The sequence below is a fragment of the Fundicoccus sp. Sow4_D5 genome, from assembly GCF_052116365.1.
Classification (GTDB): Bacteria; Bacillota; Bacilli; order Lactobacillales; family Aerococcaceae; genus Fundicoccus.
Genome location: NZ_JBQKLF010000001.1, coordinates 200,256 through 224,947 on the forward strand (window position 1 = coordinate 200,256; position 24,692 = coordinate 224,947).

At 42.8% G+C, this 24,692-nt stretch carries 31 protein-coding genes; all 31 read left to right on the forward strand.

Translation table 11 applies throughout. From position 1 onward, the window contains the following. The first annotated feature begins 54 nt into the window (after positions 1 to 54). The 31 genes from ACTQ45_RS00955 to ACTQ45_RS01105 all read left to right on the forward strand — a co-directional run bounded on the left by ACTQ45_RS00955 (position 55) and on the right by ACTQ45_RS01105 (position 24,690). A complete protein-coding gene (locus ACTQ45_RS00955) occupies positions 55 to 213 on the forward strand; it encodes a hypothetical protein (RefSeq protein WP_441762694.1) in 159 nt (52 codons plus the stop codon). Next, positions 203 to 466 (forward strand): hypothetical protein, encoded by a 264-nt coding sequence (locus ACTQ45_RS00960; RefSeq protein WP_441762695.1) that lies wholly within the window; start codon positions 203 to 205, stop codon positions 464 to 466. The genes ACTQ45_RS00955 and ACTQ45_RS00960 overlap by 11 nt, the downstream gene beginning before the upstream one ends. Further along, the gene (locus tag ACTQ45_RS00965) at positions 463 to 768 is read left to right on the forward strand and encodes a hypothetical protein (RefSeq protein WP_441762696.1); all 306 of its coding nucleotides are present in this window, start codon (positions 463 to 465) and stop codon (positions 766 to 768) included. Before ACTQ45_RS00960 ends, ACTQ45_RS00965 begins: the two co-directional genes overlap by 4 nt. Before the next feature lie 40 nt (positions 769 to 808). After that, positions 809 to 3,211 carry a DNA primase family protein gene (locus tag ACTQ45_RS00970; protein ID WP_441763017.1) on the forward strand — a complete coding sequence of 801 codons (2,403 nt, stop codon included), beginning with the start codon at positions 809 to 811 and terminating at the stop codon, positions 3,209 to 3,211. Between the two features lie 345 nt (positions 3,212 to 3,556). Continuing rightward, positions 3,557 to 3,841, forward strand: a complete 285-nt coding sequence (locus ACTQ45_RS00975) for a VRR-NUC domain-containing protein (RefSeq protein ID WP_441762697.1) — start codon at positions 3,557 to 3,559, stop codon at positions 3,839 to 3,841. Then, the gene (locus ACTQ45_RS00980; RefSeq protein WP_441762698.1) at positions 3,838 to 5,202 is read left to right on the forward strand and encodes a DEAD/DEAH box helicase; all 1,365 of its coding nucleotides are present in this window, start codon (positions 3,838 to 3,840) and stop codon (positions 5,200 to 5,202) included. Before ACTQ45_RS00975 ends, ACTQ45_RS00980 begins: the two co-directional genes overlap by 4 nt. Then, positions 5,199 to 5,720 (forward strand): hypothetical protein, encoded by a 522-nt coding sequence (locus tag ACTQ45_RS00985; protein WP_441762699.1) that lies wholly within the window; start codon positions 5,199 to 5,201, stop codon positions 5,718 to 5,720. Before ACTQ45_RS00980 ends, ACTQ45_RS00985 begins: the two co-directional genes overlap by 4 nt. Before the next feature lie 130 nt (positions 5,721 to 5,850). Next, positions 5,851 to 6,060 carry a hypothetical protein gene (locus ACTQ45_RS00990; protein WP_441762700.1) on the forward strand — a complete coding sequence of 70 codons (210 nt, stop codon included), beginning with the start codon at positions 5,851 to 5,853 and terminating at the stop codon, positions 6,058 to 6,060. 21 nt (positions 6,061 to 6,081) lie between these two features. Further along, positions 6,082 to 6,612 (forward strand): terminase small subunit, encoded by a 531-nt coding sequence (locus tag ACTQ45_RS00995; RefSeq protein WP_441762701.1) that lies wholly within the window; start codon positions 6,082 to 6,084, stop codon positions 6,610 to 6,612. Continuing rightward, positions 6,605 to 8,041, forward strand: a complete 1,437-nt coding sequence (terL, locus tag ACTQ45_RS01000) for a phage terminase large subunit (RefSeq protein WP_441762702.1) — start codon at positions 6,605 to 6,607, stop codon at positions 8,039 to 8,041. Before ACTQ45_RS00995 ends, terL begins: the two co-directional genes overlap by 8 nt. A 3-nt stretch (positions 8,042 to 8,044) precedes the next feature. Continuing rightward, entirely contained in the window at positions 8,045 to 9,493 is a 1,449-nt protein-coding gene (locus ACTQ45_RS01005) for a phage portal protein (protein WP_441762703.1), read from the forward strand. Then, on the forward strand, positions 9,471 to 10,532 hold the full coding sequence (locus ACTQ45_RS01010; RefSeq protein WP_441762704.1) for a minor capsid protein: 1,062 nt from the start codon (positions 9,471 to 9,473) through the stop codon (positions 10,530 to 10,532). Before ACTQ45_RS01005 ends, ACTQ45_RS01010 begins: the two co-directional genes overlap by 23 nt. A 14-nt stretch (positions 10,533 to 10,546) precedes the next feature. Further along, the gene (locus tag ACTQ45_RS01015) at positions 10,547 to 10,726 is read left to right on the forward strand and encodes a hypothetical protein (RefSeq protein WP_441762705.1); all 180 of its coding nucleotides are present in this window, start codon (positions 10,547 to 10,549) and stop codon (positions 10,724 to 10,726) included. Further along, positions 10,710 to 10,865, forward strand: a complete 156-nt coding sequence (locus ACTQ45_RS01020) for a hypothetical protein (RefSeq protein ID WP_373792301.1) — start codon at positions 10,710 to 10,712, stop codon at positions 10,863 to 10,865. The genes ACTQ45_RS01015 and ACTQ45_RS01020 overlap by 17 nt, the downstream gene beginning before the upstream one ends. A 14-nt stretch (positions 10,866 to 10,879) precedes the next feature. After that, the gene (locus ACTQ45_RS01025; RefSeq protein ID WP_441762706.1) at positions 10,880 to 12,064 is read left to right on the forward strand and encodes a hypothetical protein; all 1,185 of its coding nucleotides are present in this window, start codon (positions 10,880 to 10,882) and stop codon (positions 12,062 to 12,064) included. Positions 12,065 to 12,119: 55 nt separating this feature from the next. Further along, positions 12,120 to 12,386: a DUF6275 family protein gene (locus ACTQ45_RS01030; protein WP_441762707.1), complete on the forward strand. Its 267-nt coding sequence runs from the start codon at positions 12,120 to 12,122 to the stop codon at positions 12,384 to 12,386. A gap of 134 nt (positions 12,387 to 12,520) precedes the next feature. Then, positions 12,521 to 13,117, forward strand: coding sequence for a phage scaffolding protein (locus ACTQ45_RS01035; protein ID WP_441762708.1), 597 nt, complete (start codon positions 12,521 to 12,523; stop codon positions 13,115 to 13,117). 16 nt (positions 13,118 to 13,133) lie between these two features. Then, positions 13,134 to 13,445: a hypothetical protein gene (locus ACTQ45_RS01040; protein WP_441762709.1), complete on the forward strand. Its 312-nt coding sequence runs from the start codon at positions 13,134 to 13,136 to the stop codon at positions 13,443 to 13,445. 4 nt (positions 13,446 to 13,449) lie between these two features. Next, complete coding sequence (locus ACTQ45_RS01045) at positions 13,450 to 14,493, forward strand: major capsid protein (protein ID WP_441762710.1); 1,044 nt, start codon at positions 13,450 to 13,452, stop codon at positions 14,491 to 14,493. Between the two features lie 18 nt (positions 14,494 to 14,511). Further along, a complete protein-coding gene (locus ACTQ45_RS01050; protein WP_441762711.1) occupies positions 14,512 to 14,892 on the forward strand; it encodes a hypothetical protein in 381 nt (126 codons plus the stop codon). Position 14,893: 1 nt separating this feature from the next. Further along, positions 14,894 to 15,262, forward strand: a complete 369-nt coding sequence (locus ACTQ45_RS01055; RefSeq protein ID WP_441762712.1) for a hypothetical protein — start codon at positions 14,894 to 14,896, stop codon at positions 15,260 to 15,262. Continuing rightward, positions 15,249 to 15,677, forward strand: a complete 429-nt coding sequence (locus ACTQ45_RS01060) for a hypothetical protein (RefSeq protein WP_373757815.1) — start codon at positions 15,249 to 15,251, stop codon at positions 15,675 to 15,677. Before ACTQ45_RS01055 ends, ACTQ45_RS01060 begins: the two co-directional genes overlap by 14 nt. A 6-nt stretch (positions 15,678 to 15,683) precedes the next feature. Continuing rightward, a complete protein-coding gene (locus tag ACTQ45_RS01065) occupies positions 15,684 to 16,100 on the forward strand; it encodes a phage tail terminator family protein (protein WP_441762713.1) in 417 nt (138 codons plus the stop codon). Further along, the gene (locus ACTQ45_RS01070; RefSeq protein WP_441762714.1) at positions 16,097 to 16,282 is read left to right on the forward strand and encodes a hypothetical protein; all 186 of its coding nucleotides are present in this window, start codon (positions 16,097 to 16,099) and stop codon (positions 16,280 to 16,282) included. Before ACTQ45_RS01065 ends, ACTQ45_RS01070 begins: the two co-directional genes overlap by 4 nt. A 1-nt stretch (position 16,283) precedes the next feature. Beyond that, a complete protein-coding gene (locus ACTQ45_RS01075; protein WP_441762715.1) occupies positions 16,284 to 17,561 on the forward strand; it encodes a phage tail sheath subtilisin-like domain-containing protein in 1,278 nt (425 codons plus the stop codon). Positions 17,562 to 17,590: 29 nt separating this feature from the next. Next, positions 17,591 to 18,037, forward strand: coding sequence for a phage tail tube protein (locus ACTQ45_RS01080; protein ID WP_441762716.1), 447 nt, complete (start codon positions 17,591 to 17,593; stop codon positions 18,035 to 18,037). A gap of 53 nt (positions 18,038 to 18,090) precedes the next feature. Then, positions 18,091 to 18,489: a phage tail assembly chaperone gene (locus ACTQ45_RS01085; RefSeq protein ID WP_441762717.1), complete on the forward strand. Its 399-nt coding sequence runs from the start codon at positions 18,091 to 18,093 to the stop codon at positions 18,487 to 18,489. A gap of 35 nt (positions 18,490 to 18,524) precedes the next feature. Then, positions 18,525 to 18,650, forward strand: a complete 126-nt coding sequence (locus ACTQ45_RS01090) for a hypothetical protein (RefSeq protein ID WP_441762718.1) — start codon at positions 18,525 to 18,527, stop codon at positions 18,648 to 18,650. Between the two features lie 20 nt (positions 18,651 to 18,670). Beyond that, the gene (locus ACTQ45_RS01095) at positions 18,671 to 22,816 is read left to right on the forward strand and encodes a tape measure protein (protein ID WP_441762719.1); all 4,146 of its coding nucleotides are present in this window, start codon (positions 18,671 to 18,673) and stop codon (positions 22,814 to 22,816) included. Between the two features lie 18 nt (positions 22,817 to 22,834). Next, positions 22,835 to 23,737 carry a LysM peptidoglycan-binding domain-containing protein gene (locus ACTQ45_RS01100; protein WP_441762720.1) on the forward strand — a complete coding sequence of 301 codons (903 nt, stop codon included), beginning with the start codon at positions 22,835 to 22,837 and terminating at the stop codon, positions 23,735 to 23,737. Next, the gene (locus ACTQ45_RS01105; RefSeq protein WP_441762721.1) at positions 23,734 to 24,690 is read left to right on the forward strand and encodes an XkdQ/YqbQ family protein; all 957 of its coding nucleotides are present in this window, start codon (positions 23,734 to 23,736) and stop codon (positions 24,688 to 24,690) included. The genes ACTQ45_RS01100 and ACTQ45_RS01105 overlap by 4 nt, the downstream gene beginning before the upstream one ends. Positions 24,691 to 24,692: the final 2 nt, after the last annotated feature.

A 24,692-nucleotide genomic window follows, 5' to 3' on the forward strand; every position in this document is an offset into this window, starting at 1 on the left:
CAGTGACGAGTGGTGCTACTATTGCGAAGAGGAACCTAATTTGGAGGTATCACCATGACCCGAACATTTGAAAAAGGCGACACATATCGCCCAGTAGTTAAGGTTACTAAAGTTAAAAAGGATGTGCCGACTGTCGTAGTGATGAGTGGTAGGCAATATATTTTAGTGCATAAAGATCAATTTGTTAGGAGTGGTGGACGAGATGGTCATTGAAATTAACGAGAATTACTTTATCAAAATTGATAATTACAATACGTTTCTAATGCAGAGTTACTGGGGCAAAGATCAATTTGAGCAGCCAAAAGAGTTCCAGAAGTCGTTAGGTTCTTTCCGGACGGTTGAACAGGCGCTGGTCAGTTTAGCCCGCCAGCAGGTGCTAGATGATCACGAGACGCTAACGCTGGGCGAGTATGTGCAAACGCTGAAAGACAACATCCAAGCGTTGAGAGAGGTGTGTCAAATTTGAAACAAAAAGAACTAAAGAAGCTGAAACGTGAGCTGATTAATCAGCCGATTGAGTTGTCGCCTAAGGACATTCAGAAATGGAAAGCAGAGTCATTTGAGTACGTGCTGTCGGCCATTATGCCGTTTAGTTTATTAATTCTAAGAGATAAATTCGGTTTCGGTAAAGTTAGGCTAGACCGCTTTCAAGAGGCATTTATGGACCTGCACGATTCGGTCGACAAAGGCTATTTAACCTTTAGCGACATGGAAGATATCCTTAACGAGGAAACTGGCGTTGACGTGGTTAGATCAAAAATTGTATAAAATTTGAAGAGGTGACGAGGATGTGAAGCAACAAGAAGAAATGGTGCTTGATGTAAAAGTGGACCGCGACATTAACTTGTCGACTGGGGCCGATCGTTTTGACACTAAATGGAAAAATAAAACAATGGCATGGTCAGCTTTTCTTGAGCGTTTGCAACGTCCGACGGTAACTCAAGAGTCAGCCGCTGAATATGCCAAGATGGCAAAAAGCAAACGCGATGAAGTCAAAGACGTGGGAGGCTATGTGGGTGGGTTCTTAAAACAGGGCCGACGTAAGGCCGACCACGTCCAGTCAAGAAGTATCGTCACATTAGACGCGGATAGTGGCCACAAAGATTTATGGGAAGATATCCGGATGCTGGCCACGTTCGCGGTCGCTGTATATACGACGCATAGCCACACGAGTAGTTATCCTAGATACCGGTTCATTATCCCCTTACTTAGACCGGTGACTGTCGACGAATACGAACCAATTGCCCGCAAATTAGCGAGTAAATTCGGCATGGATTACTTTGACGACACGACCTATCAAGCTGAGCGGCTGATGTATTGGCCGAGTCACTCGTTTGACGGGGAATACCTGTTCGATTACCAGGATGATAACTGGTGCAGTCCGGATGAAATACTCGCTGAATACCCAGATTGGTCGGACAGTAGTTATTGGCCAGAGTCCTCCAGGGGGCATAACCTCCGGGCTCGTGCTGCCAAAAAACAAGGTGATCCTTTGGAAAAGCCTGGCGCAATTGGCGCGTTTAACCGGTCGTATTCAATTAAAGAAGCGATTGCTGAATTTCTACCGGAAGTCTACACGGAGTCACGACATCCGGACAGATACACCTTCACGGAAGGGTCAACGTCCGGTGGGCTAGTCATCTATGAAGATAAGTTCGCCTACTCCCACCACGGCACTGACCCAGTAGGTGACACGCTGGTTAACGCGTTTGACTTGGTGCGTATTCACAAGTTTGGTGAGTTAGACGATGAGGTAAAACCAACGACACCGACAAGTAAACGCCCGTCCTTTAGAGAGATGCACTCGTTTGTAATCAAGCTCGACACGGTAAACACGTTGATGGCCCAAGAGGCGTTCGCCGATTTTGGGGTGATAGAAGACGAAGCGGACGAGGGCACTCACGCCCAAGTGGTTCACGACGACCGTGCCTGGATCGAGATTACTAAGCAAGGCGCTGAAATCAATACGTACTTATTAGCCCGACAAGTCGTTAAAGAAATTCCATTGTTTTACGATGGTTATGAATTGCTACGTTACAACGCGAAAAAAGGTATTTGGTCTGCCGATTCAGAGGAGTTTTTAAAATCTTATATTGCGGTGAAGAAGTTGGCAGCAGAAACTAAAATCAGACTCCTAAGTGAAACGATTGCCAGTATTAGAGCACAGACCTTCAGCGAAACATCTTTTGCAGACGGCGATTTAAATAAAATCGTGTTAACGAACGGCGTGTATGATATTAAAAAGGATGCATTCAGCGCGGTGTTCGATCCAGATTTACACGCTAGAGCGTCCCACCCGATAGAATTTGACGCCGAGGCAGACTGTCCTTTCTTTAAAGGATTTGTCACCGAAGTATTAGGCGAAGAGATGCTTCCTTTTATTTTCGAGTGGTTTGGTTATAACTTCTATCGTAGTTACGATGTACAGAAAATGCTATTCATTCACGGTAAAGGTGGCACGGGAAAATCGACCTTGATTAATTTATTGCGCGAGATGATTGGATCAGATAACTATTCAGCCGTTACGCTGCAATATTTAATGACGGAACGTTTCGCGAAAATTGGACTGTACCGTAAAGTGGCCAACTTTGATACCGACGCCAAACCGCAATATTTAGCAGATGGTGCCACACTGAAGATGTTGACAGGTGAGGATGCGATTTATGCAGACCGCAAGAACAAAGAACCCATCACTTTTTATAACTACGCGAAATTAACATTTGCAATGAATGAGTTGCCGCCGATGCGAGACTTCAGTGGAGGTCTTAAACGCCGGATGATGATCTTAACGATGGACCAGGTGCTAACAGACGAAGTAAAAGAGTTGTACCCTTTGGAAGAGATTCAGGGGGAGTTGGCCGGAATCTTTAATGGAGCGATGGCCGGACTAAGACGTTTACTTAAAAAAGGCGACTTCACTGAGACCCAGTCGATGAGAGATGAAGTCGGTAAGTGGGAACAAGGTAACGATGTGGTGTCGATGTTTATCGAAGATGAATGTAAAGTTGGTAAGAATTTAAGCACGCCTGTCAAAACCGCCTATGATGATTACAAGATTTACTGCAATAGCTCCGGATATAAACCATTATCAAGAAATACTTTCGGCCAGCGGATGACAGAATTAGGCTTTGTAAACAAATTAATCAAGATCGACGGCAAGCCAATCAGGAGCTGGGAAGGTCTACAAAGTGAAAGTGATGTGTTTTTATAGCTGTCAACAACGTTATAGAAAACAGCCAAAAAAAGGTAACAATTTTAAAAACAAGAAATGTTACCTTTTTTGAAGAATTGTTACTTTGTTACCTAAATGTTACCTCTCTAAAGTCAAGTGTATCAAGGGTTTAGGGGGTGTTGGTAACAAAGTAACAATTTATTCTAACTTAGATTACTAGGGTATAGAATAAAACATGTTTAAAATAAAAAAAATAGGTTAAAACATGTTAAACCCTATGAACGCTGAGTGAGTTGAGAAAAATTGTTACCTTTTTTTAAAAGACAGTAAATAATAAAAAAATAAAAATGTTGCGCGCGTATAAATTTCAGAGAGGTGAGTCGATTGCTGGAAAAGAACATCGAGATGTATTTCAACAAACAAATAAAAAAAATGGGAGGTCTTTCGCGAAAGTTCACATCCCCTGGGCAAAGAGGTGTGCCAGACAGAATCGCCATATTGAACGGTCAGGTTTATTTTGTCGAATTAAAACGACCGGGACAAAAACCAAGACCGGATCAGTTAGCCGAACATCGTACTTTAGCCAAACACGGTGTTAAGGTATATGTATTAGATTCCAAGTATGCAGTCGACGTGTGGCTGGAGAATTTAAAGGGGGCGACGTTTTGAAATGTCAATTACATAGCTACCAAGAATATTCAGTCGATTGGATATTAGAAAAGAACCATTCAGGTGTTTTCCAAGACATGGGTCTTGGGAAAACCCTAACTACTTTAACGGCTATTGATTATTTATTTAAACTAGAACAAATTAAAAAAGTATTAGTCATCGCGCCTTTAAACGTAGCCAAGCAGACCTGGAGCGATGAGATAGCTAAGTGGGACCATCTACAACACTTGACCTATTCAAAAGTGATTGGGTCACCTAAGCAGCGATTAGAAGCACTAGACCAGGGAGCCGACATTTACATTACCAACATCGACGTTGTGACGTGGTTAGTTGATCACTATCTAAAAGATTGGCCGTTTGACATGGTGGTGGTTGACGAACTGTCCGGTTTTAAAACGGCTGTCTCTAAACGATTCAGAGCTTTACGAAAGGTCCGTCCGAAGTTTAAACGATTTGTCGGATTAACTGGGACACCTGCGCCAAACAGCCTGATAGATTTGTGGTCCCAGATGTATTTAATCGACGGCGGTGAACGACTGGAACAAAACATTTCGAAGTACCGCCGAAAGTATTTCACGCCTGACAAAATGAACGGCCACATCGTTTATAGCTACAAATTGATACCTGGTAGCGACGAACTTATTTATGAGAAAATCGAAGACGTTGCTATCTCGATGAAAAGTAGCGACTACCTTGACATGCCCGAATTAATCGTTAATGACATTGAAATAGAATTGGACGGCAAAAGTAAAAAGCAATATGACACCTTTGAACGGGATTATGTCCTGTCATTAGGAGAGGATGAGCTAGTCGCAGCGAATGCAGCCGTCCTGTCAGGCAAACTTCAACAACTGGCTAATGGTGCAATTTACGATGAAGATAAAAATGTTATCGAAGTGCACGACGAAAAGCTAACCGTCCTAGAGCGCATTGTAGATGAGGCGCAAGGGAAACCGATCATCGTATTCTATTGGTTCCAGCATGACCGCGACCGCATATTAAAGCGGTTTAAACAAGCGAAAGTGTTAGATGTGACCGACGGCGATGTGGCTAAGTGGAATGCTGGAGAGATCCCCATCTTGCTGGCCCATCCAGCCTCGGCAGGGCACGGTTTAAACCTGCAAAAAGGCAGCAACACGATGGTTTGGTTTTCAATGACCTGGAGTTTAGAGTTATACCAGCAAGCAGTGGCCAGGCTATACAGACAAGGGCAAACCGAACAAACAGTCATCATGCACCGAGTCCTGGTTAAAGGCACTGAGGATATAAGAGCTAGACGACGACTAGAAACAAAAGACCGCGGACAAAACGAATTGATTGAAGCCGTAAAAGCAAAAATTGAGGAGGCCAGTAAACATTGAATCTACCTAAAGAGTTGATGGAGACAATCGTAGAACAAGTTTCTAAAGAATTTGAAAGCCAAAGCAGACAGAAACGCGAAAACGACAAAGATTGGCGACTTAGAAATACTCGCTACCTACTGCGAAACTACCGCAAATTAAAAAGTCACTGCGAAGTGACGTCTGGCGAAATCAAAGACCACGAGGACGTACTGCAAACAATATATTTAAGTTCGGTAACAGAGTACAAAGTCAAGACGATTAAAATGATGGAATATGTCGACATGATGCTGGAAAGCTATAAGAAATACTGCGAAGGCAGAGGCGAAGCAGTAAGAAGACGATATGCCGTCATTAACAGCTTGTACCTAGACACAAGCGTAAAAGATATGACACAAGACCGAATTGGGGAGATCCATGCGGTAGACGTCAGAACAGTTAGACGAGACGAAAAAAAAGCAATTGATGAAATATCAATTTATTTATTTGGTATCTCACATCTGTCAGATTTGATAGAAGAGGAAATGTCCGAAAGATGACCTGACAATGTCCTATCCTTTGGTGTATATTAATAGCATAAGGGAATACCCTTCACATTTTATAGCTGGCAGAATCTTAACGATTCTGGCGGCTTTTTTGTGCGTTTAAACGTAAAGAGGAGGTGGCAACATGCAAAAAGGTATAGAGATTGTCGATCAATACAACATGGTGAAAAATCAAATTGAGTTGGTAGCGACTGAAATTTCAGATTTGCAGGCGCAAACGGAAGAAAAAGAAAAAGAGCGACAAATATATGAGAACCAGATTGCCACCTTGAAAAGCGTGGCGCCAAAATTAATCAGCGAACTAGAAAAGGAATATGCCTATGATGTCGGTTAGGCGAAAGAAAGGGTGGTGGCAATGAGCGACCAATTAATTCAAGAAATATCAAATAAAGCAAACGAGTTGATGGCGAGTTGGCCACCATCTAGACAAAGGCAAAAAGACTTTGTCCTGGAGTACGTCGCAGGAGGGTTTGATAACGCGTCAGAGGCAGCAAGGAAGGCAGGATACAGTCCAAAATCAGTTCGTAAAGTAGCGTCAAACATGTTAGTCGGTACGGACAAATTTAGACACATTCCGCCCGTTGTAGAGCAATTGAGGGCCGAATACAACGAACGTCAAGAAGCGCTGAAGATTGCAAGTGGGGCAGAAATACTACAATTCCACTCAAAAGTGATGCGAGGCGAACTGCCAAATCACAAAGTCGTTGACGGAATAGTCAAACAAGTACCTGCAGAAATCAGCGATAAACAGAAATCAGCGGACAGCTTAGCGCGAATGCTTGGCTTCAATCAAGAAAACGTCAATATCAACCATTCAGGAAAGATTGATCCGTTTTCAGAGTTAACGGTCGAACAGTTGACAAAGTTGGCTGATGGCTATGACTAATTTAGCCTTGACGAAAGCATACATTCAACGCAAAGCACGAATTGAGCTTGCATCGCATGATTTTTTCAGGTATTGCAATCTAACCGCACCGGATTTTTATAAAGCGGACAGGCAGTATCTGATTGATTTGGCTAAAGATCTACAAGATTTTTATAAAAATGACGAAGATGATGTGCTAATCATTAACATTGGACCTCGTCACGGCAAATCACGAACTGCAGGTAAATTTGTTGAGTGGGTTTTGGGAAATAACAAAAACAAGAAAATCATGACAGGGTCTTATAACGAGACGCTGTCTACCACTTTTTCTAAATCCGTCAGAAATGCTATCTCAGAAGTCAAGGCAGACGAGAACATCGTCGTTTTTAACGATATCTTTGAGAATACGCACATCCGACGAGGCGACGGCGCGATGAACTTATGGGGCTTGGAAGGTGGACACCAAAATTACCTAGCCACGTCACCAGGAGGAACCGCGACTGGGTTTGGTGCAGACATCATCATCGTCGATGACTTAATTAAAAACGCGGAGGAAGCCAATAACTCACGCGTATTAGATATGCACTGGGATTGGTTTACAAATACCATGCTATCAAGATTAGAAACAGGCGGTAAAATCATCTTGATTATGACACGCTGGCATTCGAAAGATTTAGCAGGACGCGCGCTAAAGGAACTGCCTGAGCTAGGCTTTAAGGTCCGCCACGTCAATTTAAAGACGCACCTGGGCAACGGCGTCATGTTATGCGATGACGTCTTAACCTACGAAGAATACGTGCGTAAGACGAAAGCCATGTCTCCCGAAATAGCGTCTGCTAACTATCAGCAAGAACCGATCGACTTGAAAGGACGCTTGTATAACTTAGGCTTTAAGACTTACACAAGACGCCCAACCTTTAAACGGGTCGAATCATATACCGATACGGCAGACACTGGGAATGATTACCTGGCAACTTACATATACGGCGTCACGTTTGATAACGAAGCTTATATTTTGGACGTGATCTTTACTAAAGCGCCGATGGAGGAAACCGAACCTTTACTGGCTGAAAAGTTACACGAGCACGAGGTTAACAACGCCTACGTGGAATCAAATAACGGTGGCCGCGGTTACGCACGTGCCGTTGAACGCATCTTGAAAGATCAATACCAATCTAACAGAACGAAAATCGTTTGGTTTCACCAATCGAAGAACAAAATCGCACGTATCTTAACCAACGCTACGTGGGTAATGGATCATATCTATTTTCCAGAAGGCTGGGAAAACCGATGGCATGAGTTGTCGGAAAGCTTGAACAGCTATCAACGCGAAGGTAAAAATGAACACGACGATGCGGAAGATGCAATTACGGGAATTGCTGAAATGATTAGCAAACCGCCGAGCATACAAATATTAACCCCAAAAAACTTAACGAGAAGGAGGCGCTAACTTTTGCAACCCAAATCAAAATGGTATTTAGATTTAGTTGATCGGTTTTTAGCGGTGGAAACACCACAAGCGAAAATCTTAGAACATCGCATCAATCAACATTTAAAATCAGACGAACTTAAACGGATGACTAAAGCGCACGAGTATTATCACAACCGAACAGCTATCCAAGATAAAAAATCTATGCTGAAACACCGAAGCAACGTCAAGCTAGAACTTGGCCAATTTCGCAAACTAGTTAAACAAAAAGTGGGCTATTTATTATCTAAACCGCCGTCCGTAACAGTCGAAGACGAACTAACGCAAGAATATTTAAACAAAGAAGTGTTTGACCGCGACATGTTAAAAGTTGTTAAATCCTTAGGCCAAGAAGCCATCATTAAAGGCATTGCCTACTCAATGGTTTACCTGGACGAGGAAGGTGAACTGAACTTATTTAAAGTTCCGACTGAACAGATCATTCCTTTCTGGAGTGATGAACGAAACGGATTCATGGATGCATTCATCCGCATCTATCCAATTGAGGTGTGGGACAAAGGCAAACCAGTGATACGGACGCAAGTGGCCTATTTTGATGAAAACGGCATTACCTACTACCTGCTGGATAAAGCGGGCTTTTTAGGTTTAGACCCAACTTACGACGGGCCACAATCGCATTTCTATTTATTTAACCCAGAACTAAACGAGGTTACAGGCCAAAACTGGGACCGCGCACCACTTATCGCGTGGCGCTATAACGAGGACGAAGCGAGCTTGCTTCAACAGGTTGAGTCAATCATTGATAACTTGGCCTTGCAAGCGTCCACGTCTGCTGACTTACTAGCGGATATTCCGAAATTTATATATATCCTGAAAAACTATGAAGGCGAAGACCTGGACGAGTTCCTGTCGCTGTTAAATGAGTACATGACGATATCTGTTGGAGAAGACGGAGGAGTGGATAAATTACAAGCCACAATTGATTCGACGGCAACCGAAAACGAATTGAAGCGTACGCGTAAAGCTTTGTACGAGGCGGCCGCGGCGATTGATACACAAGACGAAAACCTGGGAAATGCCTCCGGGACAGCTTTGAAATGGCGATACACCGATTTAGACCTGGATATGAACGACATGGAAGCGGAGTTCCAGCAATCGTTCGAACAGTTTTTATGGTTTGTCGAGCAACACGCTGCGAACAACGACATACAAATTAACCTCGACGGCTTTGATTATGTCTTTAACCGAGACATGATTTCTAATGAGTCTGAAGCGATTACTAATGCGCAAAACTCAATCGGCATCTTGGACGACCAAACAATTCGAGAACAGCATCCGTGGTATTCGCAAAAAGTAGAAGATCGCTTGGAGAAACAAAACGCACAGTATGGCATTCCGCCCCGACCTCAATACGACGACAGGTTTGAGCCTAAAAAGAAGGTGACAACAGATGCCGAAGAAGACACGGACTAATGCACAATATTGGCTAGAGCGGTCTAAGCAGCAAGAACAACACGCGGAAGAACTTACGACCGAATACTTGGCCAAAATGTACGCGCAACTGGAACTGTTCCAACGCGAAGCAATTAAAGAAATTGAAGTATTTTATAATCGTTTTGCTAACGACTATAAAATGTCTAAGCATGACGCGATACAATACTTAACCAATAATCAACTCAAAGAGTTTCAGAACGTCACGCTTGCGCGTTATGCCCGCCTAGCTAAGGACCCATTAGCCGAACCACGGTTGGTTGAAGCTTTAGCTTACCGACACCGAATCAGCCGTCAAGAGGCGCTATTAGCCGAAATTGAACTAAAGGCTTTGGAAGCATACGGCAGTTCGAACGGACTGATCGAATCAACTTATAAAAATATGAGTCATGTGTACGGTAGCGCTAAAATCGAAATTGCAAAAAGCTATGCAGATATCGGCTACAGCGTCCGTCGCCCGGTCCTGGAGCTAGATACGATTAAAAGCCGGTTGAAAACCAATTGGGTTAAAGATAACCTGTCGGAACGCATTTGGGGTCAGGAAGAAAAAACGTATGACACGATTGCAAACATCCTAGACCAGGGTTTCATCGGGCAGTGGCCACAAGAGAAAATCATAAAAGAAGTTCAAAAACGAGTGAGTGTTGCAAAATCCAGCATTGAGACATTAGTCCGGACCGAACAAACGGCTTTTAATTCAATGGGATCCGTTGAGCAACTAAAAGCCCATTTGGAAACAAAATATAAAATAGTCGCCATATTAGACAACAGTACAACCGATAAGTGTCGAGGTGAACACGACAATATTTACGACATTGACGATTATCAAATTGGCGAAACCGCACCACCTTTCCACTACCGATGCCGGTCAAGTGTGTCGTCCACTCGTGACGCAACGCTGATTGATTATTTCGCAGACGAACATGATTACGATGGCCCAGAACTCGAAGACATATATGAGGAATGGGAGAACGAGTTGCTGGAAACAGTCAACCAGCTAGTGATTGAAGATTTGAATTAAAAAGGAGGAAACGCATGACGATCATTAAAAACGAAAGTCCAGTCAAAATGACAATGCAAGACCTTTTAAAGTTGTGGATACCTTTGAGACCAACGGAAACAGAGCTGACACACGAGACGTCGCACAAGCCATCAGGAGGTGATCAGGATGACAATCCATATCTACTAGAGGTGACGAATGGAAAAACTATTTAAAGAATTCTTAAAAGAGGTCAAAATGATCCGTCGAGCTTTAGAAAGAATCGCCGCTACTGATGAAGCGTGGAATGAACACAATATCGAATCGTTTGATATTGAAATTACGGATGATGACCTCGATAAATACATAATTTGAAGTGAGGCAAAGGAGTGGAAAGAAAACGACTAGGCAACCTGTCCGATACGCAAATCGCGTTTATAAAAAAGCAATACTTGGATTTTGAAACTTGGCCAGATATTGCCGAAACCTTAGGGTATGACCGCAAGCAATACAAAGCACTGTCTCTCAAATGCTACCGTGCCCAGTGGTGGGAAGAAGTGAAACAACAACGCTTAAAGCAGTCCGCAAAAATGGGCGTTCCTCATATCGTCAAGAAGAAAACCGATGAAGGTAAACTCTACAGCGAAGATGAACTACTTGCTTTACATGGCCTTGACCCGGACATGTTTCGAATTGTAACCGGCGACAGCAACCACTGGACGGTAAACACAAAAGAAGAAGAAAAGCTTAATATGCAGCACAAGATTAAATGGAAACCTAAAGACCAGGTACTCACACCGCAAGACATTGTTGACATTATTGGGACGATTGAGCCCACAGAAGTGGCAATGCTTGTGGATGAAATACCACAACAATATTTGCTGATTCCGTTATTTGATATGCATTTTGGACCTAATACGTACGACTCTTATAGCCAATTGCTTAAACGCATTGTTGATATTGTTCAAAATACTTACGAGGAAATTCTAATTATTGTTGGAGGAGATTACCTGCACGTCGATAACCTAAACAATACGACAGCTAAAGGAACCCAATTAGAAGATATGGACTTTCCACAAATGGTTAAAGACGGCGTTCAATTCTTAAAAGACATCATCAAAGTATGTCTAGTGAATAGCCCAAACGTGAAATTGTCGTTTCTTCCCGGGAACCATGCACCAAGTAATGATTATATATTAACCTGGGGCATATCAGAAAGTTTTCAAGATTTAGAAGCTGACGTGGAACTGGATCATTTTAAGCAAGCGTGGCTAGGACCACATTCAATTTTTATGCACCACGGAGACAAAATTAAAAACGGCAAAAGATTATTGGAAGTTATGGTGTCTAAGTTTGCAAAAGAATGGGGACAAAGTACCTCACGATATTTAATAACCGGCCATAAGCACCACGAGTTGTCTCTGGCTTTTGGAGGACTCACACACTATCAAGTCATGTCACCAAGCGATTTAGGCGCCTACGACAAAGATAACGGCTATATCGACAGTGAAAGTGGGTTGATGCTAATCGAATTTGACGTTAAACGCCGTACCGCAATTTACTATTTGGAATAAGCAAATTGATTTAAGTCGACTAAGGTCGGCTATTTTTATTGGAGGTAATGAAATAATGGAAACAGATAAATTTATAGGTATGTGTAAGAAGCTTGTGGCTGATTACGCAACAAAAGGTTTGGACGTAACGGACAACGTAGAGTTTTCGGTCGATAATGTATATGTGGTGTGGCTATCAAAAACACTACAAAACAGCAAAGCGCTATTAAGCACTACATTGCCAGATGGTATGTATTATGAGTTAACTTACAACGGGGATAAAAATGAAATCTACTTTGACGCTTACAAGAAAATAGAAAATACAGCTTACCAAGTCGGCTAACAACGGCTATCTATTACTTAGAATAAAACCCTGACCGGAATGTCATTAAACTAACCGCGCCGACGGAATATCCGGCAAATAATAAAATCCTTACTGGAACCACCAGAATAAAAAGGAATAGAGGAGAGAACAAGATGAATATTACTGACATTTTGAATGAACACGTGGATGCAGACGGAAAACTAAATGTTGCAGAAGCCGAGAAAGCACTAAAAGCGGGTATAGCAACAGACTTCGTACCTAAACACGATTTTAATTCAAAAAACGACCAACTCAAAGACGCAAATTCGACAATCGAGAAGTTGCAAAAAGACAATAAAGATAATGAGGCCTTACAAGCTGAAATTAATGACCAGAAAGCGAGAGCCGACAAAGCATTAAAGGATTTAACGGCGCACCAAATACGTAAAGACGCTGAAGATGCGCTACGTGAAAAAGGTGTGACGAATATCGAATTTGCTTTGTTTAAGTTAGGTGAATTAGAACGAGACGCGGATGGCAAACTGAAAGATTTCGACACGAAATTTACAACGTTTGCAGAAGCTAATCCCGATTTCGTTAAAAAAGCCGATGCCGAAGAGGAAAAGCCAGCGTTTAAGCTTTATGGTGCTAAACCTGCGGGCGTAAACAAAAATGCTGATCCAACGAAAGTATCACTTGCCGAATCATTAGGACAGCAACGTAAAGCCGAAATTGAAGCATCCGCGCCAAAAGCGTGGGGAGAATACTAAGGAGGAAACATAAACTATGAAAATTAGTGATAAAACAGTCTACACAGTGGAACAGAATATCTTTAAATCCGCACACCATGTGGCATTTACAGATACTGCAGAAGGAACATGGCCTGACAACGTTGTACCACACGGTGCAATCTATCCAGCCAATGACTTAACCGCGCGCGGTGTAGTTTACCATGACACCGAAGTTGGTCAACCGTTGACATTGATTGTCGAGGGACACTTGTTAGCTCCGGCATTACCTGCAGAGCCGACAGCAGCAGCGCAAGGCGCTTTAAAACAGATTTCATTTTACGATTTAACACCAGTGGGAGGAGAATAAGAACATGCCTAAATTACACGAAATTGTTAATGCAACAAATTTACAAGATTATACACATGAAATTCCAGTTGATAACGGCGTCATTGATGCTTTATTTCCTGAAACTAAGCAGGAAGCATTAACGCTGGAATACATCAAAGGTGGCGAAGGCTTACCTGTAGTGGCATCTGTCCATAGCTGGGATGCTGAGACTGAAATCGGAGACCGCGAGGCATTCGAGATCATGTCTATGGAATTAGCTCAAGTAAGACGTAAGTTAAAACTTAGTGCCAAAGACGCAATGGTTATCGAGACACCTCGTAACGACCGCGAGTTAACAGAGAAGATTGCTAAAGTATTTGACGATGCGAATAACTTAGTTAAAGCGGTGCGCACACGTTATATCGCAATGGCTTTCGAGGCACTAACGACAGGCAAACTTACATTTGACGAGAACGGTTATAAAGGTACGTTGGATTACAAATTGCCGACAGCACACACAAGTACGCCTTCAACTAAATGGTCAACAGCAAGTGCAAAACCCATGGATGACATTAGAGCATGGCAAGACGCGGTAGAAATGTCTACTGGTACACGTCCATCACGTGCAATAACATCTCGTAAAGTAGCTAATACACTACAAAATAATGCGTCTATCCGTTCAGCATTATATGGAACGAACTCTGACCGTTTAGTTAGTTTCGCCGTCTTAAACAGTTTCTTCGCTGAACAGGGATTACCACAATTGCAAGTAGTAGAAGGTAAATACCGTAAGCGCGTATTAAAAACAGGCAAGTATATCAATGAGACTATTCGCTATATTCCAGAAGATACGTTTATCCTATTACCTGAAGGCATCTTAGGAAACCGCGTATTCGGCCCAACACCTGAAGAATTGGTACTACGTCAAACGAGCGAAGTGAATGACTCTAAAGTCGGAAACATCGTAGTCGACACTTATGTGACCGATGATCCAGTAGCTAGATGGGTACGTGCGTCTGGAATGGGATTACCTTCATTCCCGGCAGCCGACAAAGTTTATATCGCGACTAAAGTCGTAGCTGCTTAGTAGAGAGGAGCGGTCCAAGTGGCCAAAACACTCAAACAAACCATCGACCAAAGGCTAGCGGTTTATAAGCTGAAGATGGAGCCAGCTTTACAAGAATACGTGACGGATGAAATCGTTCAGCACATCTTGAACTTAACAAACCATTCCAAGCTGCCAAAAGAGTTGTATTATTTGGTGGCCAAAATGGTTTGCGAGGTAGCCGAACCCGAAGTTGACGAATCTGCGGAGGAAATCGTAAACCCTTTAGCAGGCGTGAAAAGCCTGAAAGTTGGAGACATAACGGTTGACCTGTCTGGCAGTACACCAACGGCTAAAGCAAAAGACGTAGACGAGGCTATTCAAAGCCTCTTGCAAGATTACAATCGACAAATCTTATCAGTTCGTAAGCTGAGGTGGTAGCATGGATATTAATTCGATCTTAGCTGCTGCAGGCCCAGCAATCGCTTGGACGTTTGATAAAGTATTTGATATCTATGAGATGGTCGAATACACCAAACCAAACGGTGCAGACGGTAAGCAGTTACAGGCGACAAAGCTAAACGAACCCTGCCGAGTGTCGCTAGACAAGCGTCCGGTGTCACAAAAAGGTGAAGGAAACTTGGATAATAGCAGTTTGATTTTATTCTGTGGACCGGATGTCAATGTACCAATTGGTAGTAAACTGATGGTGCGTAATGGCGACCATCGTGAGAAATATCAATCGACAGAAAAACCGATGAAATACCCCTCACACCAAGAAATACGGGTGAACAAGCATGAGTGGATATGATTATAAATCGTTTGAAAAACGACTTGCACAACTAAGGCAGGTGCAAACCGGAGTTCAGCGAGAAATTCATTATGCCGTGATTGCTTTGGCAGCCAAATTTGTTGAAATATTGGAATATAATTCGCCGTATGACACCGGCCAATTAGAAGATAGCTGGACGTGGGATATTGAATATGCAGGCGATTCAATCCATCTGAAAATATGGAACGTCGCTAGAAATAAGCAAGGTCAATATTACACGGAATGGGTAAACGACGGCCACCGCTTAGTTGTGCAAGGTAAGAAAGTCGGATACGTAGAAGGACAATTCTTTATCGAATTTTCCGAGTTCGAAGTCCGGCAGTTATTGCCGAAATGGAAAGTAGCCACTGAAAGGCAACTAGCTAAAGTCATAAGAGACGCAATGAAAGGATGATGATGAATGCTTGATGCATTATCCACAGCACTGATTCTTAAACTTAAAGAAACCTTTCCTGGTATCAAAGTTTATGATGAGCCAATCCAACAAGGCATGGAAACGCCTTGCCTTAACATTAAAGCGAATCGAATTAACACAGATAGGCAAGTCAACAACGCAGTTGATGTGGCTGTCTTTTATTTTATCACCTACACACCGGGTGACAGTCTGGACAAACGGACTGAAATGAATGGAATGGTGTGGACGATATTAAATTCAAAAAGATGGAAGTATCTAGGGGATTTTGCGCACATTAATTACCTGAAAGCCAACCATAACGACGAGGTAATGACAATTTCGTTTGAGGTGAAAATACATGGTAGTTATGAAGCAGATCCAGGAGAGACTATCACAAAAATAGAAGGAGGCGTTAAGCTTTGACAGAACCAAAGGCAAAGCCTAAAGCTGTGGTTGAAAACCGGTATATGAAAGAAGCGGTTGTGCGCGGAATGCATGTAACGGATCAATCCATTGCAAATGTAATATTAGTTGACGCAAAAGAATATACGGTCCAAGAAGCACGCAAGGCCGTAGACGAGTGGAAGAAAGGAGACTTTAAATAATATGGCGATTATTCAAAACATGCCTTTACCTGGCGTAAGGGTAGATTTTCAATCGACTGGCGGAACAGCTTCAATCGGTGAAACCGCTGGGCGTTCAGCATTTGTGGTACCTAAATCATGGGGACCAGATGATGTATTTGTGGAGGTAGACGGAGGCACGAACTTTTTAACCCTATTAGGTAAAGAGTTGAAAGACCTAGTTGAAATTCGTGAAACCTTTAAAGGAAACGGTCGCGCGTTAATCTATTTACCAGCTCACACAGGTGCGGCGAAAGCGACAGCTACCGTTTCAGGATTAGTGGCAACTGCTAAATACAATGGCATTTTAGGAAATAAATTATCAGTCGTTATCGTAAAAGAAGTAGACGAGTCACTCACAGTGAAGACTATCTTTAACAACCGCACAGTGGACGAACAGTTAAACGTGACTGCCCTGCCGGTTGCAAATGACTTTATTGTATTCAGCGGAACCGTTCCAACAGCGGCCGGAACAGGCAATTTAGTAGGCGGTTTAGACGGCACGTTAACGTCTAGCGCTTATTCAGATTTCTTGGCAGGAGTTGAGAAGTATGATTTCACTCACATCGCAATTGGTTCGGAAGATGAGTCAGTTAAAACCATCGCCGTGGCTAAAGTGCGAGAATTACAAAGCCTAGGCCGTCCGGTAGTATTGGTGACAAACAGCTTGGCAATGGACTATGAAGGTGTGACATCCGTCAAGAACGGTGTGACACTGGAAGATGGAACAGTATTAGCGCCGAAGGATGTGGTCTATTGGGTCGCAGCCGCTTCAGCAGCAGCCGAAACCAATTCATTGACTTATGCAGCCTATCCGGGTGCAGTCGACTGTGAGCGTCTCTCGTACGCTGAAACAGTTGCTGCAGTTAAAGCTGGTCACATCGTATTTATTTACAAGAACGATCGTGTAAGAATCCAGCAAGATATTAACACGTTGGTAACTTTCACTGATACCAAAAACCAAGATTTCAGCAAAAACCGCATCGGTCGTACGATGGCAATCGTCGAGACTCAAGTGACCTCGCTATTCGAAGAATCGTTTTTAGGGAAGTTTGTCAACAATCTTGACGGACGAGAAAATCTAAAAGCAGCGATTATCACGAATGTGTTAGATCCTTTAGTGATGGCGAACGCGATTAGCTATGACCCGGAAGAGATTGCCATTGAACAAGGTAATAACAAAGACACTGTAGTAGTAACAGTACCTATTGTAATTAACGACGCAATGGAAAAACTTTATGTACAGGTCTACTGCAATTAATTAAACCCATGGAAGGAGCAAACTAAACAATGATTAAAGCAAACCAAGCGATTAGTGGCAAAGAGGGGACAGTCTATGCGACTGTCGGATCTAGCCGCTATGAAATGGCTGAATTAAAAACAATTTCAGCGCAAATTGCCGTAAAAGTGGCCAACGTACAAGCGATTGGCATGCGAATGGAAAAAGGAAAGGTAGTCGGCGCTGCCGGTACTGGAGACTTAACCGCGCATTACTTCTCTAATGTCGCTCGTCAAGCTATTGCGACGTACGTTAAGACAGGCGTGTACCCTGATATTACGATCAAGGTTACAAATGCCGACGTACAAGCTCAAAAAGGCCGTCACACAGTCTTGCTAAAAGAAGTTATCTTCAACGATTCAATTTTAGCAGCATTAGACGGCACGTCCGAAGACACGTTAGAAGAATCATCATCTTTCACTTTTGGTGATTTCGATATCCTAGAAACATTCAAATAACAACGACGCTAGGGCCCTTCGGGGCCTTTAATTATTAGGAGGAAAAAACAACTATGAGTAAATTAACAGCATTTTTCAAACAAAACAAAAAAGAAGCGACTACTTTTGACATCCATTTGGAATCGTTCGAAGAGCCAATCACGCTAAAAGTCATTTCCGGTGCAGAAAACAAACGAATCCAAAAAGAGTCAATGGTGGAACGTAAACAAGGTCGTCAAACTAAAAAAGAAATGGACGGCTCAGCATACAACGAGAAATTAGCAATTGCGTCAATCGTTAACCCCCCTCTATCAAATACTGAAATTCAGGAGTCATACGGAGTGATGGGCGAAGCAGAATTGTATAATGAAATGTTTAACTGGGCAGAGCAAACATTAATCGTCGAGGCTATCTTGGAAGAATCAGGATTTAACCAGGACATCAACGAAAAGATTGCCAAAGCAAAAAACTAATCGAGAGCGACAATGAAAGTAAATTGCTCCACGTGATGTTTCAAAATCACAACATCACACCGATGATGTGGGAATCATTTAGCGAGGAACATCAGGCTTTTATGATCGCTTCGACCGAAATTAACGCAAAAGAAATGAAAGCAAGTCGATCTAAAAAATAATAATTAGGAGGTGAAAAAGTATGGCAGAAAACCCACCAACAGGTGGCACAGGCTCAGGAGGTAGCACTAGTCTACATCTAACGGATCGTGTGTCAGGGACAATCAACAAAATCGTCAACAGCTTTGAACGTCTCATCAACACGGCAGAACGTGTGAACCAAACAATGGCAGGCATCGACCGCACAATGAGCGCACAAGTAAATGGCGTAGTTGCTTCTAACGGTCGGCTAGTTACCAATGTGCAAGCGACAGAAGCACAAGTGCGCACAAGCTCTGATGAGTTACTAAGCGCATTTGAAGCGGTGAACACGACAGATTTCAAAGCAATTGGTGGCGAGATGAGTGATTTAGCGACTGACTCAAATTCGCTTAAAAAGGCCACCGGAAACGTAAATCAGCTAAGCGACGCTACCAGACGCATGAATGATATTCTCGGAAAGGTAAAGAATACCTCGTTGGCTAGTCCTTTGAAATTTGACCAGAGCCCAATAGATTTTGAAACAACGTCTACTAAGCTAGTCAAGATGACCGAAAACATGAATCAATTAAGCGACGCAACGACACGCATGAACGCGATTCTCGGGAAAGTGAAAGACACGTCTTTACAAGCACCGTTAGAGTTTGAACAGAATCCACTAGGCTTTGAATCAATGTCCAGTAAGTTGGCCAAGATGTCAGAAAACTTAGCAAAAATAAAAACAGATATTGAGCTAACACCGGTCTTTGAATCTATCACTGACTTAGATGATATTCCGGTAGAAGTCGTGCCGAACTTTAATTCATCCGGCTTGAACGTGGAGGATTTAGAGGTAGCGGTTATCCCTAACTTTGAGAGCACCGAAGTGCCCGCATTAGAATCACAGGTTGTAGAAGTAGATGTTATTTCTAATTTCGATAGCGATATCAGTACAGATTTAGAGCCAATCTCTTTACCAGTGGGTGTGGAAGAGGTTGTTATGCCTGATTTATCAAGCTTAGAGCAACCAATTGTTATACCTGTTAATTTTGATCAAGAAGAATTACCAATTTTTGAACCTGTCACTCTTTCAGTTGATATGGAAGAAATTGTTATGCCTGATTTATCAAGCCTAGAACAACCAATTGAAATCCCGATAAGTTTCGAAAAAGTATTCAACACTGAAGCAGATTTAAACGCTTTAGAGGTAGATATAATTCCTAATTTCGATAGCAATATTAACACTGATTTAGAAGCAATCGAGTTAGATGTGACGGCCATACCTAATTTCGACAACGTTGCAGACGTGGAATTAGCGCCAATTGACCTTCCTGTCATGCCTCAATTACCAGAATGGAACATCGCACCGCCGGAAGAAATAAAAATCCCACTATTATTTGACGACAGTGGTTTAGACGGTTTCGCACCACCAGAATTTGAACCTATTCCTCTCGAAATGGAATGGCTACCAATCGAACAGCCAGAGGTGTTTTTAACTGACGGATTGACACGCTATCAGCAAGAAATGGCCTCGGCAAATCTAATGCTGGAACGTGCTAGTCAATCTCAAGCTAACTTAAACGCACTCGCGCGTGAGTTAAGAGCATCACCTGCTATTATGAGTGATTTTCAAACAATGCAGAACCGGATTAATGGTATTCAGCAGTCTATTGCTAATTTAGAGCCGATTGACGGCGTTATATCACCTGGTGCTAACAATCAGATTGAATCACTACGTGCGAACCTACAATCGCTGTTACGGACGCAAGACGAAGTCGCTAATGGTTTGTCAGACGTTAACACTGAAGCGGCACACGCTGCTTATAACCGCTTGAATACACAAGTCGGACAGATAGAACGTCAAATCAGAGAGAACACAACCGCCCAAAGCCAATTCAACTCAACAGTTGAAAATGGAGTCGGTTCGAGTAACAAATTGCTCAATACCTTGAGAAACGTCGCTGTTGCAGTCGGAGCCAAACAGGCAGTACAGTCAGTTGTCGGCCTATCAGATAGCTACTCACAAACGATTGCTAGATTAGACTTGATGAATGACGGTTTGCAAACAACGGCAGAATTACAAAATATGGTATTCGCCTCAGCGCAACGTTCGCGCATGGAGTACCAGGCGACAGCCGACATGGTAGGAAAATTAGGAACTTTGGCCGGGGACGCATTCAGCGGATCAGGTGAAATCGTTCAGTTTGCTGAATTAATCAATAAACAATTTACATTAGCAGGAACTAGCGCACAGGAAGCTTCTGGCGCAACTCTGCAGTTAACGCAAGCTTTAGCCTCAGGAGTATTACGTGGAGACGAGTTGAACTCTGTCATGGAACAGGCTCCGACGATTATCCAAGCTATCGCAGATTATCTAGGAGTTACTAAAGGCGAGATACGAGAAATTGCTGCTGAAGGAGAACTGACGGCGGATATTGTTAAAAATGCGATGTTTGCAGCTGCAGACGACATCAATGCTAAATTCGAATCAATGCCTAAGACTTGGTCACAAGTTTGGACCAGTTTTAAGAATTACGCTCTAGAAGCGTTCGAACCTGTCTTGCAAAGAGTTAATGATTTAGCAAACAGCAAAGCAGTTGAACAATTTGTAACTACTGCTGTATCAGCTATGTACGTCATATCAACTGTCGTCGTCGGTATTATGGATGTGATAGGAGGGTTGATGTCATTTATCGGCTCACAGTGGGCGTGGTTAGGTCCTATTCTCATGACTTTCGCCGCTTTACTGCTATTGCATTACGGACGTATTTTAATTATTAGAAGTGTCACAATGGCCGCAGCCGCAGCACAGTGGGCTTGGAACGCGGCAATCGTTATTTATCAAGCGATAACGGGAAGCGCGTGGATGATGACTATCGCTTTGATTGCTATTGTGATAGGCGCCATATACGCGGCCACGGGGGCCTTTAGTCAACTGACTGGAATAGCAGTCAGCGGTCTAGGAATGATTATGGGGACGCTTTATCTATTGTGGGACGTCATCCTGAACATTGTAATTGCAATTATGAATGCGGTAATAGGTGTTGTTAACTTTGTCGTTAACTTATTCCAAGCGGGCATTTTTGCCGTACAACTCTTGTGGTACGGACTTGGTATGGCCGTCGCTTTGGTCGCGTTCGGCATCTTGTTTGTAGTGCAGGCAGTCGTTAATGGCGCAGGTAAAGCCTGGGCGGCAGGTATCAATTTCTGGAACCAATTGTGGTTCGGTTTCAAGATGTTCGTCGGCGAAATGCTAGTCGGTATGTTAGAAGGCGTGAGCGGTTTTATAAACTCCGCCGTCAATGGTTTTAGTACGTTGAAATACGAAGCCAGCAAAGTGTGGTATAACATCGCACAAGGTGCGGGAAACATGGCGACTGCTATTGCGCAAGGTATTGACGGCATGATTAATGGCGTCATATCGGGAATCGAAGGAATGTTAAATGCAGTCCTCGGCGGTATCAATGATATGATTTCAGCCTTAGACAAAATTCCAGGAGTTAGCATCGGCCCAATCGGGCAAGTAACTTTAGGCCGAGCTAATAATGCGGGCAAATTACAAAACTTCCTTTCTGGTCTGACAGCACCTGTCCCCGACTCAAGAGGAAGTGCGTCTAACATTGACTTGGGCGCAGGTTTGAGAGACTCGCTTGCGAATATGAAAATGCCTGAAATAGCAGAGTGGGAGAACGTGGATTATACGTCCGGACTGCAAAATTGGATTTTGGATAACAAAGCGCCAGAAGCTCCGGAGCAGTGGATTGCGGACTACATCGACTTTAAAGACTTGTCAGGATCATTTGGTCGAGGTTATGCACAAGGCGAAAGCTGGGAAGGCAAACTTAGCCAAATGCTGGAAGAGTTCAAAACCGGAAACGCTGGAACAGATATTGCAGATATGTTTAACGACTTAGACATGCCTGAAATACCAGAGGCGCCAGAAGTCGGCGGAGGTTCAAACCCGACAGGCGGAAAATTAGATTCCGTCGGAGAAATAGAAGATGAAATTGAAATGGATGAGGAAACACTTAATCTCATCCGGGATGTGGCCAAACAGAAATGGCAACAGAATTACATTACCATGACGCCGCAAGTTACAACGAATATCGAATCAATCAACACAGAGCAAGAATATGAAGATTTCATTGCGCAATTCAACGATGATTTATTAGACGCAATTCATGACGGCGTAGAAGGATTGCCGGTTTAGAAAGGAGCAGTTTAACTTATGGTCAAAATATTTATTAAAGGACAAGACGGCACACTGTTAACTGTGCCGGTCAATCCTGATGAAATTAAGTCAAATGAAAATCAAAAAATCGAAGTCGTCGAGGTGTTAAACCTCGGCGGTACTCCGATACCAGGCTACTCAGAATTACAAACATTGTCTTGGGAATCGTTTCTGCCTACTCTAAAAGACGGCAATTATATTTCTAAGGGAATGGATGCTAAATATTTCATTCAGAAATTGCGTGAGTGGAAACGTGCAAATCAGCCTGTCAGAGTGGTTATTTCAGGAGTGTTCGGCTCCGCGCTAGAACATGGAAATACGAGTCAACTGTATTATATTCAAAATTTTGAAACAGGCACGAAACACGGCTATGAGACGGATATTCTCTATAAGATTAGTTTCATCGAGTACCGAAAATTACAAGAAAAGAAATTGATTATTGTCGAGAAAGAAAAACCCAAAGAGACACCTAAGCCAGCACCTCCGGCTAAAACACCGCCTCGGGAAAAAGAGACGCCTCCTAAGCCTCCAGAACAGGTTAAGAAGCCGATTATGCATACCGTGGTTAAAGGCGACACGCTTTGGGGCATAGCCCGTAAGTATTACGGAAAAGCCGATAACGCGCTAGTAAATGGCATTGTGGCAGCGAATAAAGCCAAGATTAAAAACCCTAACTTGATTTACCCTGGTCAAGTGTTTTTGATACCAGGAACCGAAGCCAAAACGACCACCGCGCCTAAAGCTAAAACCTATAAAGTGGTGAAAGGTGACTACTTACGTAAGATTTCTAAGAAGTTTTACGGAGATGAAATGCAGTGGAAGAAAATATATAACGCAAATAAATCAGTCATTAAGAACCCCGATCTGATTTACGCAGGGATGGTGTTAACAATCCCATGATATATAAATTGTATTTTCAAAATGTTTTATCAGGCGAGGTCTGGGACCTTGCGCCGGTGGTTAAAAGCTTTAATCTTAGCTCAAAACGAAGCGGTTCACCGTCTAAATTGGAAGTTGAGTTATTAAGTACGATGGATTTTCCAGAAGGTTCAATGATTGCTTTGACGGCCGGAACACATAAATTATTTTACGGCTACCTATTTAGAATACGCCGCAATAAAAATGGTAAACACACCCTAACGTTTTTTGACCAAAAGAAATATCTATTAAGAAAAGAAACGTATGTGTTTCAGAACAGCACCTTGGCAAGCATTATCACGAGTATTGCAAAAGATTTTGAATTAAAAGTCGGAAAATTAGTTGGACCTTCCGCTAAAATGCCGACTATGCTAAAAGAGGAAAAAACCGCTTTAGACATAATCGAAGAGAGTATTGATCAGATGCTTGTACAAACTGGTGAACTAACGGTTTTTTGGGATGATTACGGCGAGTTGCGTTTAGATTATCCTAAGAATTTGGCAATATTAACCATTTTAGGTGAAGGATCTATCGTAACGGATTTTGATTATGAACGAAGTATCGAAGATTCAGCAAACGTCGTAAAATTGCTACACGAGGATGGCGAATCTGGTAAACGTACGATGTACCACTACATTGATAGCAATAACATTAAGAAGTGGGGGAAGCTTCAGTATTTTAAAGTGGTTGATGAAAACCTCAACGCGGCACAAATTAACAGTATGGGACAAATGCTGATTAAGTTAAAAAATAAACCAAAAGAAACAATCAAACTATCTATGAGTGTGGGCGATTTTGATTTTATTGCCGGCCGGTCTGCATATGTAGACTTGCCTGAAATCAAAGTGAAAGGCTGGTATTTGCTAGAATCAGTAGACCACAAAGTCACAGCCAGCTCACACACAATGGAAGTTGAGTTGTGGTTAGGAGGTTAAAC